The sequence below is a fragment of the Polyangium sp. y55x31 genome (assembly GCF_029946505.1).
In the GTDB taxonomy this organism is placed as follows: domain Bacteria; phylum Myxococcota_A; class Polyangia; order Polyangiales; family Polyangiaceae; genus Polyangium.
Window position 1 is genome coordinate 679,999 of record NZ_JARZHG010000001.1, and the last position, 18,722, is coordinate 698,720.

15 protein-coding genes are annotated in these 18,722 nt (G+C 68.6%); 11 read left to right on the plus strand and 4 right to left on the minus strand.

The window, feature by feature from the left end; genetic code table 11:
- Positions 1–117: 117 nt before the first annotated feature.
- The 11 genes from QHF84_RS02345 to QHF84_RS02395 all read left to right on the plus strand — a co-directional run bounded on the left by QHF84_RS02345 (position 118) and on the right by QHF84_RS02395 (position 12,341).
- Positions 118–1,362 carry a hypothetical protein gene (locus tag QHF84_RS02345; RefSeq protein ID WP_281311491.1) on the plus strand — a complete coding sequence of 415 codons (1,245 nt, stop codon included), beginning with the start codon at positions 118–120 and terminating at the stop codon, positions 1,360–1,362.
- A 64-nt stretch (positions 1,363–1,426) separates the two neighbouring features.
- Positions 1,427–1,897 carry a hypothetical protein gene (locus tag QHF84_RS02350; RefSeq protein ID WP_281311492.1) on the plus strand — a complete coding sequence of 157 codons (471 nt, stop codon included), beginning with the start codon at positions 1,427–1,429 and terminating at the stop codon, positions 1,895–1,897.
- Between the two features lie 97 nt (positions 1,898–1,994).
- Positions 1,995–2,333: a hypothetical protein gene (locus tag QHF84_RS02355; RefSeq protein WP_281311493.1), complete on the plus strand. Its 339-nt coding sequence runs from the start codon at positions 1,995–1,997 to the stop codon at positions 2,331–2,333.
- Positions 2,334–2,453: 120 nt separating this feature from the next.
- Positions 2,454–3,809, plus strand: a complete 1,356-nt coding sequence (locus QHF84_RS02360) for a pitrilysin family protein (protein ID WP_281311494.1) — start codon at positions 2,454–2,456, stop codon at positions 3,807–3,809.
- Entirely contained in the window at positions 3,806–5,404 is a 1,599-nt protein-coding gene (locus QHF84_RS02365; protein ID WP_281311495.1) for a pitrilysin family protein, read from the plus strand. Before QHF84_RS02360 ends, QHF84_RS02365 begins: the two co-directional genes overlap by 4 nt.
- A gap of 114 nt (positions 5,405–5,518) precedes the next feature.
- Positions 5,519–6,598 (plus strand): hypothetical protein, encoded by a 1,080-nt coding sequence (locus QHF84_RS02370; protein ID WP_281311496.1) that lies wholly within the window; start codon positions 5,519–5,521, stop codon positions 6,596–6,598.
- A gap of 156 nt (positions 6,599–6,754) precedes the next feature.
- Positions 6,755–8,050: a putative sensor domain DACNV-containing protein gene (locus tag QHF84_RS02375; RefSeq protein ID WP_281311497.1), complete on the plus strand. Its 1,296-nt coding sequence runs from the start codon at positions 6,755–6,757 to the stop codon at positions 8,048–8,050.
- A gap of 122 nt (positions 8,051–8,172) precedes the next feature.
- Positions 8,173–9,267, plus strand: a complete 1,095-nt coding sequence (locus tag QHF84_RS02380) for an ABC transporter ATP-binding protein (protein WP_281311498.1) — start codon at positions 8,173–8,175, stop codon at positions 9,265–9,267.
- Positions 9,268–9,273: 6 nt separating this feature from the next.
- Complete coding sequence (locus tag QHF84_RS02385; protein ID WP_281311499.1) at positions 9,274–10,161, plus strand: sugar ABC transporter permease; 888 nt, start codon at positions 9,274–9,276, stop codon at positions 10,159–10,161.
- A gap of 3 nt (positions 10,162–10,164) precedes the next feature.
- Positions 10,165–10,983: a carbohydrate ABC transporter permease gene (locus tag QHF84_RS02390; RefSeq protein ID WP_281311500.1), complete on the plus strand. Its 819-nt coding sequence runs from the start codon at positions 10,165–10,167 to the stop codon at positions 10,981–10,983.
- Positions 10,980–12,341 (plus strand): extracellular solute-binding protein, encoded by a 1,362-nt coding sequence (locus QHF84_RS02395; RefSeq protein ID WP_281311501.1) that lies wholly within the window; start codon positions 10,980–10,982, stop codon positions 12,339–12,341. The genes QHF84_RS02390 and QHF84_RS02395 overlap by 4 nt, the downstream gene beginning before the upstream one ends.
- A 26-nt stretch (positions 12,342–12,367) precedes the next feature.
- On the opposite strand, the gene QHF84_RS02400 is transcribed toward QHF84_RS02395, so the two are convergent.
- From QHF84_RS02400 to QHF84_RS02415, 4 genes are all read right to left on the minus strand, one after another.
- Positions 12,368–14,206, minus strand: a complete 1,839-nt coding sequence (locus QHF84_RS02400) for a hypothetical protein (protein WP_281311502.1) — start codon at positions 14,204–14,206, stop codon at positions 12,368–12,370.
- A 102-nt stretch (positions 14,207–14,308) separates the two neighbouring features.
- Positions 14,309–16,012 (minus strand): hypothetical protein, encoded by a 1,704-nt coding sequence (locus QHF84_RS02405; protein WP_281311503.1) that lies wholly within the window; start codon positions 16,010–16,012, stop codon positions 14,309–14,311.
- 119 nt (positions 16,013–16,131) lie between these two features.
- The gene (locus QHF84_RS02410; RefSeq protein ID WP_281311504.1) at positions 16,132–17,079 is read right to left on the minus strand and encodes a trypsin-like serine protease; all 948 of its coding nucleotides are present in this window, start codon (positions 17,077–17,079) and stop codon (positions 16,132–16,134) included.
- A 277-nt stretch (positions 17,080–17,356) separates the two neighbouring features.
- A complete protein-coding gene (locus tag QHF84_RS02415) occupies positions 17,357–18,415 on the minus strand; it encodes a hypothetical protein (RefSeq protein WP_281311505.1) in 1,059 nt (352 codons plus the stop codon).
- Positions 18,416–18,722 lie beyond the last annotated feature (307 nt).

The following is an 18,722-nucleotide window of genomic DNA, read 5'->3' on the forward strand; positions in this document are numbered from 1 at the left end:
CGATGGGCCATAAGGACGCGCTGGAAACCGGATGCGCTTTACCTGGCTGGAGTGCGAGCGCGCTCGGCGGCGGGCGGCCTTGCAAACGTTCTTCGCGTTAACTACCCTCCCGAGCCTGTGCCGTCCTTCGCCTTCGTCCAGTTCGCTCGCGCCTCTGCAGCCATTGCCTTCGTTCTTATAGCGTCCGCCGGATGCGGGGGCGCGCCCGAGCATCCGGCGGCTCCTGCGCCCTCGCTGCCGCCGCCTCCTGCGCTCGCCGGCGTGCCGCCGCTTGGCTGCGCGGCGCCGCTCGCCGATCGATCGGCGAAGGCAACGGCTCTCGTCGCGAGCGAGCTCCACACGTGCGCGCTCCTCGACGGCGGTCGCGTGGCGTGTTGGGGGCGCGACGAGAAGCGCGGTCGGATGAATCTTTGCGAGGGCAAACACGCGGCTCTGGCCGTCGAGCTACCGTTCGAACGCGGGGACCAGGTCGCGACCTCGATGGAAGGTACGTGCACGCTCTCGCAAGGCTCCGTCCGCTGCACGGAAGCAATCTTCACCGCGCTGTGCGATGATCACGCCTGCGGGAGCGGAGAGGTTCGGGCGCTCGCGGGCGCCTCACGAATTGCGGTCGGCGACCACCACGTCTGCGCCATCGTTCGTGGTGAGGTCGTTTGCGTGGCCCCCGTATTTTCGACCGGCGTGCCGCCGGTGCTCGGTAATCTCGGCGGTCGCGAGGCAAAGCGGGCGCCGGCGGGTGCAGGCGGCGAATACGCGCGGAGCAAGGTGCCGATTCGCGGAGCAACGCTCTTGACGGCCGGCTTCGGTTTCTCGTGCGCGACCGATGCAGCAGGTGCGGTGTGGTGTTGGGGCCAAAATTATAATGGCGTGCTCGGCGTGGCACACGGCAAAGAGCAGGACGACGGCGTTCTGCACCGCGTGGCGGCCTTCGATGGCGTCGTCCACCTCGAGTCGAACCGCGCGACAGTGTGCGCAATCACGCGCGCGGGCGACACGTATTGCTGGGGCGCCGATTTCGATGACGGTCCTGTCAAGATGCCGTTCGAGCGCGCGCGCGACGTCGCGATCGGAGACGGATTCGTCTGCGCGGTCGACGGCGCGAACCGCGTGACTTGCGCGGGAAAGTTCAGGGATGTGCTCGGCGCAGAGCCGCTGTCATTCGCCGGCAAGCCGATCGAGATCGCGAGCGGCGGCGGGCGCCTGTGCGCGCGGCTCGAAAGCGGCGCGATCGCGTGTGCCGGAATCTCCGGGTACCTCGGCGACGGCGGCGGTTTGCCGAAGCCCGTCAACGACGGCTCCGGCGCGATGGACGTCAGGCTCGTACACGAGCCGCGCTACGTCCTCGGCCCGCGCGCGGAATGACGCGCGCCGCGTCGATGCACGACGGTAGCTTCCCGCGTCGCTGGACGTCGGCGAGGATTCGCTCGTGAACGCAGCGGACCTTGCCACCGAGCGCAAGCTGATTGCCAATCGGCTGCCGTCCTTCGTCGAAGTCCTCGCGCGTGCGGAGGACGGGTCGATGCCGCGCTTGGCGCCGGCTCTCGAAAGAGCCTTTCCGATCCTCGGGCCCGCGGGCGAGCGGATCACCGTCGGCAACTACGGCATCGTCGAGGACGACGAGAGCGTCGACTTCGTCCTGGGCTGCTACCTCGAGACGCCTTCCGCCCCCCGGAGCGCGATGTGGCTCTGGGTGTACACGTTCCCAGACGACCTCGGCGACAGCGTCCTCCGGTTCGACGGCGTTCGTATGGTGGTGCCGGTCGAGAATGTCGTTCGCCGGCTCTCCCGCCGCATCGAAGCGTATGGCGTGCGTGGTCGCTTTCGCTTCGCGACGCTCTCTCCCGAGAAGCGCGCGACGCTCGAGGACCTCCTGATCGGCAAATACCATGGGTTATGACCTCTATCGCGCGGACCATCCCATCCTTCGGAGGGAGAGCGCGGTCGCGACGGAAACACCGGACGACGCGCGATACCTTCGCCTCGACGTTGGCGCCATGGAGCGGGTGCGCGAGGCGCTCGCGAACGTCGGCGTACTCAACGAGTCGTACCTACGCCCCTTGGTCCCGGCAGAAGGAGCCGAGCGGGACAGGGCCTTGCGCATCCAGGCTCCGGAGGGCGAAGGGGTTCCGCTCTTCAAGCTCTGTTTCAACGACGGCGCGTGGCTGAGCGAGCGAGAGTGTGCGCTCATGGCCGCCGGACTTCGGGCGATGCTCGAAGCTACGCGCGCGAAGCTCGAACCGCTCGAGCACGAACGCGAGCTCTTCGCGCTCCTGGAGTCGTTCGCGGTGTTCTGCGAAGGCTGCGCCGCCGCTGGCGGCTTCTTCGTTCACTGAGCGACGGAGTTTTCTACCGAGGGTTCGTCCCGGAACTTGTTGAGATTGTTTGTCTGCCGTGCTCGGGAGTGCGAGGAGGCCGATTCCCACGCGCGGGGGAGGTGTGGTAGCGTCGCGGGCATGCGCTTTTTTGCCACGATGCTCGTCGCAGTGGGGCTCCTCGCTGCGCCGGTGGAGCAGGCGTTCGCCGCAGACCGGACGCCGCTCAGCCTCTCCCTGCCGGTACAGCGGGTGACGCTGGAGAACGGGCTGCGGGTGGTGCTGTCTCCGGAGCCGGGCGCGCCGCGGGTCGGGGTGGTGGTGTCGTACGGGGTGGGGTCGCGGCACGAGGAGCGGGGACGCACCGGGTTCGCCCACCTCTTCGAGCACATGATGTTCCAGGGCAGCGGCAACGTGGAAAAGGGAGGGCATGCACGCCTGATCATGGGACGCGGGGGCAATGTCCAAGGGGGCACGGCGGCCGATGTCACCCAGTTTTATGACAGCGCGCCCGCAGCAGAGCTGCCGCTCGTGCTCTGGCTGGAGGCGGACCGAATGAAATCGCTCGATGTGAGCGAGGAGAAATTCGAGAACCAGCGCCAGGTGGTCCGGGAGGAGGTGCAGGGCGGGCTCAATTCGCCTTATATTGCCGGGCTTCTTCGGCTCGATGAGCTGGTCTTCCAGGGATACTGGCCTTACGCGCACTCGACCGGTGGATCGCTCGAGGATCTCGCGGCAGCACGGTTCCCCTGGGTGAAGGCGTTCCACGACGCCTATTATCGCCCGAACAACGCAGTGCTATCGGTCACCGGGGGGTTCGAGCCGGGGGAGGCGCTTTCGCTGATTCGACGCTATTTCGGCGGCATCAGCGCCGGCAAGCTGCCCGAGGCCGTCGATCCGCCCATGCCCGAGCAGACCGCGCCGCGCGGCGAGGTGTACAAGGACGAGCTCGCGCGGACGCCGGCCGTGTACTACGGGATCGCGGTGCCGCCATGGCAGACGCCCGAGAACCATGCGCTCAAGCTCGCCTCGATCGCGCTCGGCGGCGGCGCGAGCTCGCGCTTGCACCGGCGGCTGGTGAAGGACAAGGCCCTGGCCCAGGAGGCCGACACGAGCTGGGACGTGATCAAAATCGGGCCGCAACTCCTCACCGCGGGCGCCAAGCTCACGGCCGGCGCGTCCATGCCCGAGGTGAAGCGGATCATCGAGGAGGAGCTCGACCGCCTCGGCAAGGAGCCGCTCTCCGCCGCCGAACTCGAGGGGGCTCGCCGCAAGGCGCAGCTCGAGCTCGTGAGCTACGTGGAGGACACGCTCGGGCGCGCCGTCTTCCTCGGCATCTGTGAGCTCTACTTCGGCGACGCGCGCCTCCTCAACGAGGAGCTGCCCCGCTACCAGCGGCTGACCGCCGAGGACGTGCGCCGCGCGGCCGCGAAATACCTGGCGCCGGCGCGACGCTCGGTGGTGGAGATCCTCCCGAAAGCCGAGGTGAAGCCGTGAGCGCGCGCCGCACGATGGGGTCATGGCTCGCCGTCGCCGCGCTCGTCGCGGGCTGCGGGGCGCCGCCCGTGAAAGATACGCTCGCGACGGCGAAGACGGCGAATACGGCGAAGGAGGCGCCGCCTGCGCCCCCGAAAGCCCGGGAGGAGCCCCCGCCGCCCGCCCCGCCCGCGGAGACACGCGTGCCCGCCCCCGTATGGGCCACGTTGCCCAGCGGGCTGTCCCTCGCGACGGTCGAGCGCCACGCGTTGCCGATCGTCGAGATCCGCGTGGTGGTGCGCGCCGGCATGGCCGCAGACGGGGATCGCCCCGGCGCGGCCGCGCTGACGGCGGCGCTGCTCAAGGAGGGCGGCGCGGGGGAGATGAAGGGCGAGGCGCTGCTCGCCGGCCTCGAGGCGCTCGGCGCGTCGCTCTCCATCGACGTGGACTCCGATCGAACGACGATCAAGCTTCGGGCGCTGCGGGACGACCTCGGCGCGGCCCTCGAGCTGCTCGGGACGCTGCTCTCGAAGCCGCGCATGGGGCAGGCCGATTTCGACAGGGCCAAGCGCCAGAAGAGCGCGGAGGCGGCCGACCTCGCGCAGGAGGACGGCGATTGGGGCGCGAGGATGTTGCTCTGGCGTGGCCTCTTCCCCCAGCCCGCAGGGCGCCACCCCTACGCGACCTGGGACGCGCAGCCCGAGGAAATCGACCAGCGCAAGCTCGCCGATTGCCGCGCGTTCCACCGGCGCTTTTATGTCCCCGCGAGCACCTTCGTGGTGATCGCCGGCGATACCACGGCCAAGGAGGCCGGCGCGCTCGTGGAGAAGGCGTTCCGCGATTACAAGGCGCAGGGCCCGGCCGAAAAGGCGAGCTCGGAGGCGCCCGCTTTCTCGCCCGCGCCGCGGCAGATCACCGTGGCCGACCGGCCGGGTAGCATCCAGAGCGACATCTACGCAGGGACGCTCGGGCCCGCCCGCACCGACCCGCGTTACCCCGCGTTCGCCGTGTTGAATCGGGTGCTCGGAGGCAAGGGCACCGGGCGGCTGTTCATGGATGTGCGGGAGAAGCGCTCGCTCGCCTATACCGCGAGCTCCTCGGTCGTCGACCTCGCCCGGGGCCCGAGCGTGCTCTACGCCTACGCCAGCACGCAGACGGACAGGACGGGGCTCACCGTGCAGGCGTTTCTCGAGCACTTCGACCGCCTGGCGAAGGAGGCTCCCTCGGCAGACGAGGTGGCCACGGCGGCACGTTTCCTCGCCGAGGACCTCGGCGCGCAGACCGAGCGCATCGGCGACCTCGCCGACGTCGTCGTCCAGGGTCGCGTGATGGGCGTGCCCGATGCGGCGCTCGGCGCCTACCCGAAGGAGCTGCTCGGGGCGACGCCGCCGCCGGTGGGCGCCGTGGCCGCCGAGGCGCTCCGGGGCGCGCCGCGCGTCATCGCGGTGGGCGGCGACGCATCCGTGATCGGCCCGATGCTGAGCCGCTTCGGGGAGGTGCGCGTGGTCGACCCGAAGAAGGGGTTTGCCCTGGTGCGCACGATACCGCAGGACCCGAACGCCGCGCTCGAGGTGGCGCCCCGGGCGAAGGACGCTCCAGAAAAGCAAGGTCCCTGAAAGGAGCGGGTCCAGGCCCGAGCCTCCTTCCGGGAGAAACGATTTCTCGCGCGGGGCGTGAGTGCCCCTCGCGGGATCGGCCTGCATTGGTATGGCCGGTGCTTACGAAGAGGCATGCGCATTCGTCGCCTCGTCGGCGCCATCGCCATCACCTTCGTCGGTACGTGTATTGCCGGATGCGCCGACGCTCCTCGGGAAAACGACGACGTGACCCAGGGCGCGCACGCTGCGACCGTGGCGCGGCCTCCGCAATTCGTGATCCTCGCCTTCGACGGGTCGAAGAGCCTCTCGTTCTGGCGCGAGTCGCGCGCCTTCGCCGCCGCGAACGTCCTGAAGTTCACGTACTTCATCAGCGGCGTGTATTTCATTCCGAACGCGGCCAGGCGAGGGTACGATGCTCCGCGGCACGCCCCGGGTACGTCGGCGATCGGATTTGGAGGGACGATCGACGAGATCACGGAGCGCTTCGAGGAGGTAAAAAAGGCCGCAGCCGAGGGCAACGAGATCGCCTCGCACGCCAACGGCCACTTCGACGGGAGTTCGTGGAGCGAGGCCGACTGGGACAGCGAGTTCGAGCAATTCGACAAATTCCTCTTCGAGGGCGTCGGGTTGACGGCCCCCGATCTCGGCTTCGGCCCGCGCGACGTCGTGGGCTTTCGCGCGCCGCTGCTCGCCCACAGCCCCGGCCTCTTCAAGACGCTGGTGAAGAAGGGCTACACGTACGACACGAGCAGGACGAGCGCCGCGAACTACTGGCCCGAGAAGATCGCGGGCATCTGGAATTTCCCGCTGGCGCAGCTCCGCATCGTCGGCTCCGGCAAAGCAACGCTGTCGATGGACTACAACTTTTACTTCGCCGATTCGGGCGCCAGGCCGAACCCCGCCGGCAAAGAGACGTACAAAAAGCAGATGTTCGACACCTACATGGCCTACTTCGAATCCAACTACTTCGGCAACCGCGCCCCCGTCCACATCGGCCACCACTTCTCGAAGTGGAACGGCGGCGCATACTGGGAGGCCATGCAGGCGTTCGCGCAGGCCGTGTGTAGCCTGCCCGAGGTGACGTGCGGCACGTACAAGGACCTCGTGAAGTTCGTCGAGGAGCACGAGGACGAGCGGAGCGATCTCCAGTCCGGCAACTTCGCCCGCATGCCTCGTTCGTCGGAGCTCATCAGGGCGGCCGACGTGCCCTGACCACGCCCGCCCGAGGCGCACCCCGGGCGCGCGATCTCGGCCTCCACAAGAACCTCTTCGACCTCCGGCGCTACGCCGTCGTGCTGGGGCGGGCGCGAGCGTCGTGAGCAGCCGCCGCCCCTTGGGAGGACGTCGCGCGGGTTTTAGGATCGAGATGTGCTGCATTCCTACCCACCTGAGCTCGCCAGGCTCGTGCGCGAGCGATGGAACGAGGTGGAAGCGTATGGAAGCTCGGATCTCCCGGGGCTCGATGCGCTCGAGCAGCTCCTTTCGATCTGTTATCAGGCGAGCCTGCTCCGCGAGGAGGAGCGGCCGGTCACCTTCCGCTTGATCCTCGGCGAAGCCGAGCGTTATCCGGCCGAAGCAGGCCCACCATGGGGGCTGCACCGCCTGGTGTTCACGCACGCCCGCCCGCTCGACGCGCACGAGCTGCGGCGGCTCTCGCCGGCCATCAAGTATCACCGCGCGCTCATCGGCGTACGCGAGGACGGGCGTGGCGGATTCGAGATCTGGGGCATCCTGCATTCGGGCCCCCGCTGGCTCCACGCGGCGCAGGGCGGGCGCGGCTCGTGGTCGAGCCTGCCGCCGTGGGCGCTCGTCATTCGCGCGTCGGGGGCGGGGCAGCTCGCGGTGGCGAGGGGGCCGATCACGCTGGGTGAGCTGCAGGGCGGCAGGCTCATGGGGCCGGCGATGGACGTCTTCGAGGCGCGCTGGCTCTCCGAGGGATTCGCGGAGGAGCACGCCGAGCTCACGGCGCTGCACGAGGAGGCCCGGTCCGCCGCGCACGCCCCCGGCGCGGAGCTCGATCCCGAGGTGACGCGGCTCATCACCTGGCAAATGCTGAAGCGCCTCATCACCACGATTCGCAGGGCGCACCACGGCGGCACGCTGGTCATCCTGCCGCCGGGCGAGGTGGGCGCCGCGGCGGGCCTGCTCCGGATCAAATACGAGTTTTGCGAGGGAGAGCCGCGGGGTCGTTATCGCACGTTGATCCTCGCGACCATGGACGCGCTCGCCGGGCGCAGCAAGGCGTGGGTCCTGCCACCGGCGTCGGTCGGCTGGGACATCTACCAGTCGAGCACCGACCCGCACCTCGTCAACCTCGACGAAGCCGTCTCCGAGCTCTCGACCCTCATTGCGGGGCTCGCGGACGTGGACGGAGCCGTCGTATTGACGAGGCGCCTGGAGCTACTCGGATTCGGCTGCGAAATTGGCGGCGACTTGTCCGAGGTGCCGTCGGTGAGGCGGGCGCAGGACATGGAAGGGACGCGTTTTTCAATCGAGCCGACGGAGACCGTCGGGACGAGGCACCGCTCCGCCTACCGCCTTTGCGAGCACATCCACGGCGCGCTGGTGATCGTCGTCTCCCAGGACGGCTGGGTCCGCTTCGTGACATGGAAGGAGGGCGGCGTGATCTACTGGGACCACGCCGTGACGTCGGGGGACGTGTAGCCTCGACCGCGCGCACAGATGCCATCGAGCTTCCTACGGCCCTCGTGGAAACACAGCGCTCGCACGCTGAGCTCGGCCGCGAGACGGCGCCCCGCTTGCATCTCGACGGCTCGCGGGGAGCCATGGCGAGCGTGCGGTTGAAAGGGATCACCCACCGTTACCAGCGGACGGAGGTGCTCCGCGACATCACCCTCGATATCGAGGACGGCGAGCTCATGGTGATCGTGGGCCCGTCCGGCTGCGGCAAATCCACCCTGCTGCGCATCATCGCCGGGCTCGAACGTCCCTCCGGCGGCGACGTCGAGATCGACGGCGTCCGCGTCAACGACGTGGAGCCCGCGCAGCGCGGCGTGGCCATGGTCTTCCAGAACTTCGCCCTGTACCCGCACATGACGGCGGCCGAAAACATGGGGTTTGCCTTGCGAAACCTGGGCACCTCCGCTCGGGAGACGGACGCGCGCGTCCGCGAGACCGCGCGGCTCTTGCAGCTCGAACCGCTCCTCGACCGCCTCCCGGGCCAGATGTCCGGCGGGCAGCGCCAGCGGGTGGCGATCGGCCGCGCGCTCGTGCGAAACCCCAGAATCTTCCTGTTCGACGAACCTCTCTCCAGCCTGGACGCGCAGCTCCGCATCGAGATGCGCGCGGAGATCGCCCGCCTGCACCAGCGGTTTGGCTCCACCATGGTCTACGTGACCCACGATCAGGTCGAGGCGATGACCCTGGCAGATCGGATCGCCATCCTGAATGCGGGCAAGCTCGAGCAGGTCGGCGCTCCCCTGGATCTCTATCGCAGCCCGCGAAACCTCTTCGTGGCGCGTTTCCTCGGCGCGCCGAGAATGAATTTGCTCGAAGGCGAGCTCGCCTCGGCCTCTGCCGCGGGCGCGGAGGTGCGGGTGCGCGGCGGGCCGGTCTTGCGGGTCGCCGCCATCGCGGATCGCCTCGCGGCCAATGCGCGAGTGACGCTGGGGATTCGCCCCGAGCATTTGCGCCCAGGGCCTTCCGCGGGGGACCTCGAAGGCCAGGTCAGCGTGGTGGAGCGGCTCGGGGATCGCACGCTCGTCCACCTCGACCTCGACATCGGCGCCGAGGTCCTGTGCGAAGATCGGGGCGAGAGCCCCATTCGCGTGGGGGAGCGCGTGCACGTGCACGCGCCCGCGGGGGCCTTTCACCTCTTCGACGAGAGCGGGATCGCCCTGCCCCGCATCGTCGCCGCATGACGGGCCATGCCGGTGAGGATACGCCGCTCCTTTCGCGCCCCGGGCTCGCTCGCGGCCTTCCTGTTCCTCGCGCCCTTCCTCGCATTTTATGGCGCGTTCCTCGTGGTTCCCCTGCTCCTCGGCGCGTGGATGAGCCTGCACCGCTGGGAGCTCCTCGGCGACCTGCGCGCCTACTGCGGATCCGGGAACTACCTGCGCATGCTCCGGGATCCGCTGTTCCGGTCCTCGCTCGTGCATTCGGCGCAATTCACCCTGATGGCGGTCCCGACGATCACGGCGGTCGCGCTCTTCCTCGCCCTCGTGATGAATCGCCCCCACCGCCTCTACGCCGCGCTGCGGAGCATCTTTTTCGCGTCCGGCGCGCTCTCGGTCACCGCGGTCACGTTGATCTGGCTCATGGTGCTCAATCCGAGCCGGGGGCTCTTCGCGCGGTTCATGGCGGCGCTCGGATTCGCGCCGGTGGATCTGCTCGCGGATCCGCGCCTCGCCATGCCTGCGCTCGTGGTCACCACGCTCTGGTGGGGAATCGGGTTTCCCATGGTGCTCTTCCTCGCCGGATTGCAGCAGATCCCCAGAGAGCTCTACGAAGCGGCCAAGCTCGATCACGCCAGCCCGTGGACCACGTTCCGGCGCATCACGTTGCCCTCGCTCCGGCGCACGATCCTCCTCGTCCTCGTGGTCGAGGTCATTCTGCAATTCCAGGTCTTCGGGCAGGTGCTCTTGATGACCCGGGGCGGCCCCGCGAACAGGACGCGTGTCCTCGTGCAATACATCTACGAGACGAGCTTCCGCGACTGGCAGGTGGGGTATGCCGCGTCCATGTCGATGCTCCTGCTTCTCGTGATGTCCGTGGCCTCGTTCGTGCAGCTCCGTTTGTCGAGGCCGGGAGATTGAGGCATGGCGCGGACGTGGGCCCGATGGCTGTCCCACGCGCTGCTCACGGCGCTCGCGCTCGCGTGGATGTCGCCGCTCCTGTGGGTGATCCTCCTGTCCCTCACGCCCAACGAGGCGCTCGCGCGCGGCGATCTCGCGCCCCGGATGCTCACGACCGCGCATTACCAGACGCTCCTCGCGGTCTCGCAGGCGCCGCGGTGGTTTCTCAATAGCCTCCTCGTCGCGGGGACGATGACTGCGGCGACGTTGGTGCTCTCATCGCTCGCCGGGTATGCCCTGGCGAGGATCCCTTTCCGTGGTCGGAATGGGGTCTTCCTGTTCATCGTGGCCGGCCTGGCGGTGCCCGAGCAGGCGATCTTTTTGCCTCTGCACCGGATGTTTGCCGAGCTCGAGCTGCACAACACCTACACCGCGCTGATCGCGCCGCGGCTCGCGGGCCCCTTCGGCGTCTTCCTGATGACGCAGTTTTTCCGGGCCGTACCGCGTGAAATGGAGGAGGCCGCAGAGCTCGATCACGCGGGCCGGGTCCGGACGTTCCTCTTCATCATGCTCCCGCTCGCGCGCCCGGCGCTGACCACGCTCGGCATTTTTACGTTCCTGTATGCCTGGAACGACTTTCTCTGGCCGATGGTCTCGGCCACGGACCCCGACATGTACACGCTCACGGTGGGGCTCTCCTCGCTCCAGGGCAATTTCGCGCAATCGGAGAGCCTCGGGTTCGTCATGGCCTCGGCCGTCGTGGCGAGCTCGCCCATGATCCTCGTGTACCTCTTGTTCCAGCGCTACATCGTGCGTGGAATGGCGCTCGGGGGCGTACGGTGAGGCGCGCGGCGCGCCTGCCCGCCGCGCTCGCGTTTGCCCTCGTCCTCCTCGTCGCCTGCGTGGTTGTCCTCGATCGGCGGGCCCGGACGCGCCCCGCCTCGGGCCCCCGCACGGAGATCACGCTCCTCCGGATGTTCGGGAGCTGCTCGGACGAATACACGGGCGTCACGGACCTCTCGCGCGCCGTCGGCGAATGCGGGGTCATCCAGGTCCTGACGAACGCGTTCAACGCCGAGAACGATCAGGGTATCTCGGTACGCACCCAGACGATCGAATGGAGCGCCTATTACGACCGGCTCAGCGCGATGTACGCCGCCGGAAACCCGCCGGACGTGGCCGTGATGCATCGAAGCGTGCTGCCGGATTTCGTGGCGCGGGATCTCGTCCTGCCACTCGCGCGGGACCTCGAGGACGCGGGCGTCGACTTCGGGGATTACGTCGATCCGGCACGCCAGGCCGTCACGATCCGCGGCGAGGTCTACGCCTTGCCGTTCGATTTTCACGCGCTCCTCTGGCACGTGAACCTCGACCTGATGGCGAAGGCGGGGCTCGTCGACGCACGCGGAGCGGCCCGCCTCCCGTCGAGCCCGGAGGAGCTCTTCGCGCACGCCGCGCAGATGAAGCGGCGCACGGGAAAACACTACCTCGCGATTCCCTCGCAGACCGATCCGATGCCCACGTGGACGCTGGAGACGTGGATCTGGCAGCAAGGGGGTGATGTCCTCTCGCCCGACGGGCGATCCGCGCGGCTCTCCACGCCGCAGGCGATCACCGCGCTCTCGCTCTTGAACGCGCTCTATCGCGAGGGGCACGCCGACCGCGGGCTCGATTATGCCCGCGCGGAGCAGGCCTTTCTGAGCGGCGAGGCTGCCGTGTTGATCAACGGGACCTGGGTCGTCGAGCGGTACGACGCGCAGGCGAACAGCGGGGCCGCGGCGCTGCGACATTACGGAGTGTACACGGTCCCGACCTTGTTTTCGCGGCGCGCCGCGTGGGCCGATAGCCACATCTGGGTTTTACCGCGGCACGGGCATCCGGATCCGCGCAAGCATCGAGCGGCCGTCGCCTTTCTCCGCTACCTGCACGATCACGGCCTCAATTGGGCGAAGACGGGCCATTTGCCCGTGCGGAGCTCCGTGCTGGCGAGCGAGGCCTTCCAGGCCTTGCCCCATCGGGCCGATTACGAGGGGACCGCGCGCATCGCCCGCGCGCTCCCGCCCATCCAGAATCAGCGCGCCATCCAGGACGTCATCGTCGAGGAAATCAACGCCACCTGGCACCTCGGACGAACCCCCGCCGAAGGCCTCGAAGAGGCCCAATCACGCGTCGACGAGATCCTGAAGCGCGCCGCGCGCTGATCCCACATGGCTCGAGGGGATGCCGGTTATTTTTTCGCGCAGAACTCGGCCCAGTTTGCCTGGTGAAGCGCGACCGGCCTCGAAACCGCTGTCCTCGTGGCGCGCGCCGGCGGAACGAGCACCTTGCCGGTCGGATCGAGGACGGCCACGTACACCTCGCTCACGCAGTTGGCCGATGGAGCGCATTGGCGCTGATCGTCATCACGGGAATCGGTCCAGGTGGCGAGGATCCGGCTCTTGTCCGCTGTCGCCCAGAGTCCGTGCGTCCCGCCGGCCGCTTGGCTCAGGAGGACCTGCGGCGCCTGCGCTCCAGGTTCCGACGCAAAAAGCAATCTTCGATCCTCGCTCCACACACGCGTGAGCCGGCTGTCGCTCCACGCCGCGGCGCCGAAGCGCGCCGTCTGCTGGTCCCAAGGACTGGCCGGCGTATCGGAGAGCAGGCGGAAGTCGGCTGCCGAAAGCTCGACCGCGTGCAGACCCATGGTATCCCGCGCGATTGCATGATTCAGGCTGCTATCGGCATACACGATGCCCACCCGGTCGCCACGCGTCCCGAGCGCGACGAGCGTCCCCGTGTCCGCGAGCTTGACCGTGCCGGCGCTCCCCAAAGACGCACCATCGGCAGCAAGGCGCTGGAGCCGAAGCTCGGGACCACCTTGGTGCCAGGCCAGCAAATAATCGCCGCCGACGGGCTCGAACAACAGGTTTCCGCCCGCGAGACCGGCGCTCGACGCAATCGATACCGCGCTCCCCGTGGGCTCGCCATTCAGCCCGAGCGGCCGGAACCTCAATACCTCGTCCCCGCCCACACGGCCTTGCCAGACGATACCCGCGCGGGCTCCGGCGCGCGCCAGCGCGAGAAAAAAGGGCCGCCCGGGCTCCTTCGAGATCGTCTTGATCGACCCCGGCCTCGGCGCTCCCTGGCTCGTGTCCACGTACACCAGACGAACGTCGCGGTCCTCCTCGCCACGGGCCGTCGTGAAGGCCACGAGCAGCCCGCCCGGAACGTCCAGCGTCTCGACGAGCCCCAGCCAGTCCTTATCGCTCCGCGCGATCTCGACGGGCGCCCCGACCGGCTCGCCCCGAGGCCCGAGCTGTTGGGCGAACACGGCCCCGATGGAGCTCGTCTCCCCAGGCCGCACGTGCGTCTCGGTCCGTCGATAGACGAGGACGTAGCCGTCCTCGCGCGCGACGAGCCGAGAGGGCGTGTTCTCCGCATACACGTGCTGCCTGGCCCGCTCGGCCTGCGCATTGCGGCAGGCCCAGAGCGCCTCATTGCCGCCCCGAATGGTGAGCTCGACAGGGTTCGAGACGAGCGCGAGCGGCGTGGCCCCGGACAGGCCGTCCGCCCGATAGCGCACGCGTAACGACACCACGCCGGGCCGGGCGTGATCGAGGACGCGGAACGAAGGCGCCCAGGCGTGCGCGTCCTCGATCTCGAGCTTGCTACGCGCGCCGAGGACACGTCGATCCTTCGGCTCGATCGGGGTCGTGAGGCCACACCGCGCATTGGGCGTGAAGCCCAGCGCGTGCGGCAGCGGTTGGCCTTTGGCATCCGCGAAGACGAGCTCATAGGCGGGCTGCCGCATGCCGTCCCAGGAGCCGTCGAGGGGCGGGACGACGACAGCCGCGTCACCCGAGGCATTGCGGAACGCGAGTTTAAAGTGGAGCTCATCGCCGACGGCGAGGTCGGCGTCGTCGACCGTCAGGACGAGCGATACGCCCCGCTGCACCTCTTGCGCGGCAACATTTGCAGGGGAAGCCGAGGTGGGCTCGGCGAGCGCCTGGCCCGTGCCACAAGAGCCGAGCGCGAGCAGAGAGAGGAACGCGACGCGCCGGTGAGCGACGGGGCTTTTGCCTTGCACGAGCGTATGATGCGAGATCCACGTGCGCCTTGGCAACGGCCGCGCACCGTCCGGATGGCGATATCCGATCGAGAAAGGGCCGAATGACCGCAGCATCCGGCGTCATGCAGCGCGCGGCGCGGCACGCCGCCGCCGTCTCGCCGCGGCGAGACCCACGCACAGCAGCACGATCGTCTCGACCTCATCCGCCTCGCTTGCGCGGCCCGGAGCCGCGCACGCGCACGACCGCGGCGGCGGCACCGGCGGCGGGACCATCCCGGTGGGGGCGCTCCGAGCGGGCGGCGATGTGGATGCTTCCGCGCCGCCCACGCGGAAGGCCGGCAGCGTGAAGCGGCGGGAGGCGTGTTGCTTCTCGTCGTCCTCGATGTCCACGCGCAGGTCGAGCGCATAACGGCCCGGGGCGAGCGGAGGCGTGAACGCGAGGAACGCGTGCTCGATCTCGGTGCGGGCGCTCGCCGATCCCGAGAGCATGTCCGGGGTCAGGTCGAGCGTGCCCGCGGCGCGGTCGCCGGCGCGCGCCGTGATGACGACCCGCGAGACGTGATGGCGGCGCTCACGGGTGTTCATCAGGAAGATGTCGACGACGCGGCGGCGGCGCCTCGCCCACACGATGGGCTCGATCACGTCGTGGCTGCCGAGGAGTTTTTCGCGCATGGCGAAATGGTCGGCGCTCCCGAGGAGGCTCCACTGCACGTGCGGGTCGGTCTCGCGGCCCCAGCGGGCCAGGATGGCCGCCTCGACGGGCGGGGGCGGAGCCTGCGCGCTGAAGCGCAGGTCGAGCGCGGCGGCGCGCACCTCGGGCTCCGGATCGTCGTAGAGCGAGGCGATCTGGGGCGCGTGCTTGGTCGACGGTTTGAGCTCGCTCGACAGATGGAACCTGCCGATCTCCAGCAGCGTGAGGGCGGCAAGGCGGCGATGGAGCGGGACGGCGCGCGAAGCGGCGGCAGCCAAGAGGCTCGGGCCGGACACGCTCTGGGGGAGCATGGGGTAGGAAACGCCTCCGACCCGGCGCGCGACGCCGTCGAGGAGCGCGTCGAGATCCCCCGTGCTCGCGAGCGCCTCGATGGCCTTCGTCGCGATGCGATCGTCCCAGGAGGAGACGTGGCCGACGGGCACGGGAGCGTCGTCATCGTCCGCGGGCGGGCCGATGAGGTCCACGAGCTTGCGCCGGCCCTCGTGGGTGGCCCGCTCCGCGATCGCCTCGTGGGCGGCTCGAGCCCGCGCGACGGCGGCGTCGATCGCGCGGCGCAGGCCGTCCTGATCGAGCGGCGCGCCGGCGCGAGGATCACCCATGATGTCGAACGGATCCGCGCGTTGCGGGACGGGCTCGTAGGGGCCGGGGTTCATGCGCTGCTCGAAGCGGTAGGCCTGGCCGTCACGGAAGATGCGCAGGTCCACGAGCAGCCAGGGCGGCGCGCCGGCCTCGTCGCTGCCCGTAGGCCGGAGGAAGAGGACCACCTCGTCCGAGAGGACACCCGCGGTCGCACCAGGAGCGGGGCGTGGCCACCCCCATGTCGGCTCGAGGACGACCCCGTCGTACGGCACCGCCACGAGATCACCCGGGCGAAGCGGGCCCGTGTACGTCTCCAGGACACGGTGCTCGATGACGGTCTCCCCGGTCGAGCGCTGCGGCACCGGCCCTCGGCGCGCGAGGACGATGGCGTCGCTCTCGAATGCGAGCGAGGCGAGGTCGTGGTGGAACATCCTCGCGGCGTCGGCCGGCTTCGCCAGGAACGAGAGCAGCGCCGCGACGAGGAGCGCGAGGGCGCGCCTCCGGGCTTCGGGAGGACGGGTCGAGGGGGGCATGCGGTATCGGGAACGGTTCAGCCGGCTTTCCATTGGGTGCGTGTTCCCAGAAAGCACGAGGGCGAGGCGGTGATCACCATACTTACATCTACCGGGCCCCTCGTCGTGGACGATCTTTCTCAGAGCCCAGCGCCTGGGCTGTCCGGGACCACGAGGACCCTGTCGTTCGTCGGGATGACGGAGTCGATCCAGGTCGCCACCTTTCCAGCCACGACGACGTTCGTACTCATGGTCTGTCCCCCCGACACGTTGCCCGAGCTCGTGATCGAGAGGAGCCTCGCCTGGTTCCGCGCGCCCGTCTTGAAGTAGCAGGCCCCACCCGAGTCGCCGAACGTCATGGTCTGGCCGTTTCCGTTCCTGGGAATGGTCTGGTAATACGTGCCTCGAGGATACGTGGTGGCGAAGTCGAAGGTGCCGTTGCTCGGGCCCATGCCGCCGATCCCGTCGCACACGATCTCCGGGCTCAGAGCCCAGTCGAACGTGTGGAAATAACTCGTCACCGCATACCCGCTGCTGGTCACGCCGAGGGGAATGGGCATCCCCGCGGGGGATCGCCAGCAATCGTCCGGCGCGCTCGCGCAGTTGATGCTGCCCGCGTTGAGGGGCGTCACGAGGCGCAGGAGGGCCACGTCGGGGATGTGCGAAGGGGCCCCGACCGTGGACGCTGCGTACGGCGCGAACGCCGGGTGGGGAACGACCTGCGCGACGTCCCCCGCTAGCTGCGCGAAGGCGCGCGTGTAGAGCGCGCCGTTCGCGTCGTACACGCAATGCGCCGCGGTGAGGAGCCAGTTCGTCGTGAGGGCGACGCCGGTGCACCTGCTGTACGGCGTGCCGGCTCCATGATCGAAATACAGGGTATACGAGGCCTTCTTGGCGAACCCGGCCGCACCATTGACGATCTCCTGCTCGGCGGTCTCGATCTCCTCGTCGAGCCCCTCGACCTCGTCGATCCCATCGACCTCGTCGAGGTTTTCCGCGACGCAACCCGAGGCGGCGAAGGCGCCAACGAGGGCGGCGAGCAGCGAGAGGGTGTTCGTCCAGCGGCTGCGAGCATTCTGCTTGTTCATGGGGTCGTCCTCCGTCGTGGTCGTCATTCGGCGGGAGCGAGGCGCCGCGTGCACCGCTCTCCCGCCCTTCGAGAGGTCGGTTGCGCCTCTGCGGATGTGTGAACGATTTTTTTCGAGCCCACGTCCGCCCGTTCTGGGCAGCGCGGGCGGGGATGTTTCACGGAGCCCTTGGTGGCGCCTTCACCCAACCAAGGACGTCACCGTGCCCTTGCGTACGCTTCGAGCGCGCGGCAACAAACCCTGTCCAGCCATGCATGGACGCGTTTGTGGGCGCTCCTCACATCGGCACGGGCCGAACCTGCATGAAGACCATCCCACCCACGGGATGATGGGTTCCGTAGAACGACCCGAGCCCGGACTCCACGAAGCCCAGTGAGCCACGGACACCGATTCCGGGGGCGAGCGAGCCGAAGGGGCCGAACCCACGGAGATAGCCGAGCGAAAGCATGCCGGTAGAGAAGCTCGTGGTGTCGAACTGCGAAGGCAGCACGAGGTCGTGTCCAGTCTTTCGCACGTACTCCGCGCGGCCGAACAGACTGTGGGCGTCGAAGCTCCATGTGCTCTCGAGCAGAAAAGCGGGCGTCGCGGGCCCCTCGCCAGGAATGTTCTCGCCGAACACAAACGTCGTCGCGAGATTACCTTTGGCTCCTTGCCGCACGTTGTGCGTCGCCGATGCCGTGACCCGCCGAAGCGACACGTCGGGATCCCGCGGCTCGGGGCTCCGCAAAAAACCGTAGGACGCTTGCAGGCTCCATGACGCGTTGGGATTCCACGTGAGCCTGCCCGAATACGAGTCCGGCACGCGAAGGTCCAGATCCCAGCGGTTTTCGTCCGGCTCGCGCCCGTTGAACCACGATGCGTCGAGCTTGAACGTCTTGGTGAAGATCGCGGCCGTCACGACGCCGAAGGCGATATGGGTCGAGTCCTGCCAGTGATGCCCGAGCGGCGCCAACGGATCCGAGATGGCCGAGATGCGGTGAGGAAAGGCCGTAGGCCCCAGAGCGGGCTCACCCGCGAGTGCAACGTACAACTGGAGTGCCACGTCGTCCGAAACCGGCAGGACGTACATCGCGGCGAGTTCCATGACGAGATCGTGCGGGTGTTGCCGGTCATGTAGTGGCTTGCCGAAAGCGGTCTCGCCGCTCTGAAGAATGAGCGGGTATCCTTCCGTTCCGACCGTGACGAGCTCCGCGCTCGACATGGCTCGGAACATCAGCTCGCCGGGACCGAGCGGATGCCACGCGACCCCCATGAGCGAGTTCGTGCTCATGAGGCGGCCGCCGCCGCGACGACTGCTGAACCAGTCGTAACCCGCGAAGACGTTGCCGTGCACCATGAAGCCCCAGCCTCCTGCCCGACCCATGAGTGCGTACATGGGCGATGAATCCGGAAGCCAGGATGTCCCCGAACCCATTCGGGAGCGGGGGATACCGAGCGGACCCGTCATCAGCACATCATGCCGTGCGTGCTCGGGCGGATGCGAGGTGGGTTCGCGCTCGTGGTGCCATTCGGGCAGGCTGCCCGTCTGCGCGCGGGTAGGAGCCGCCTCGAATAGACCCGAGGCTGCGCCCACGGCTATGACGAGACGATGAACGCGCCCGAGATGGCTCCTCCGTTCCACCATGCATTGGTCAGGAATTACA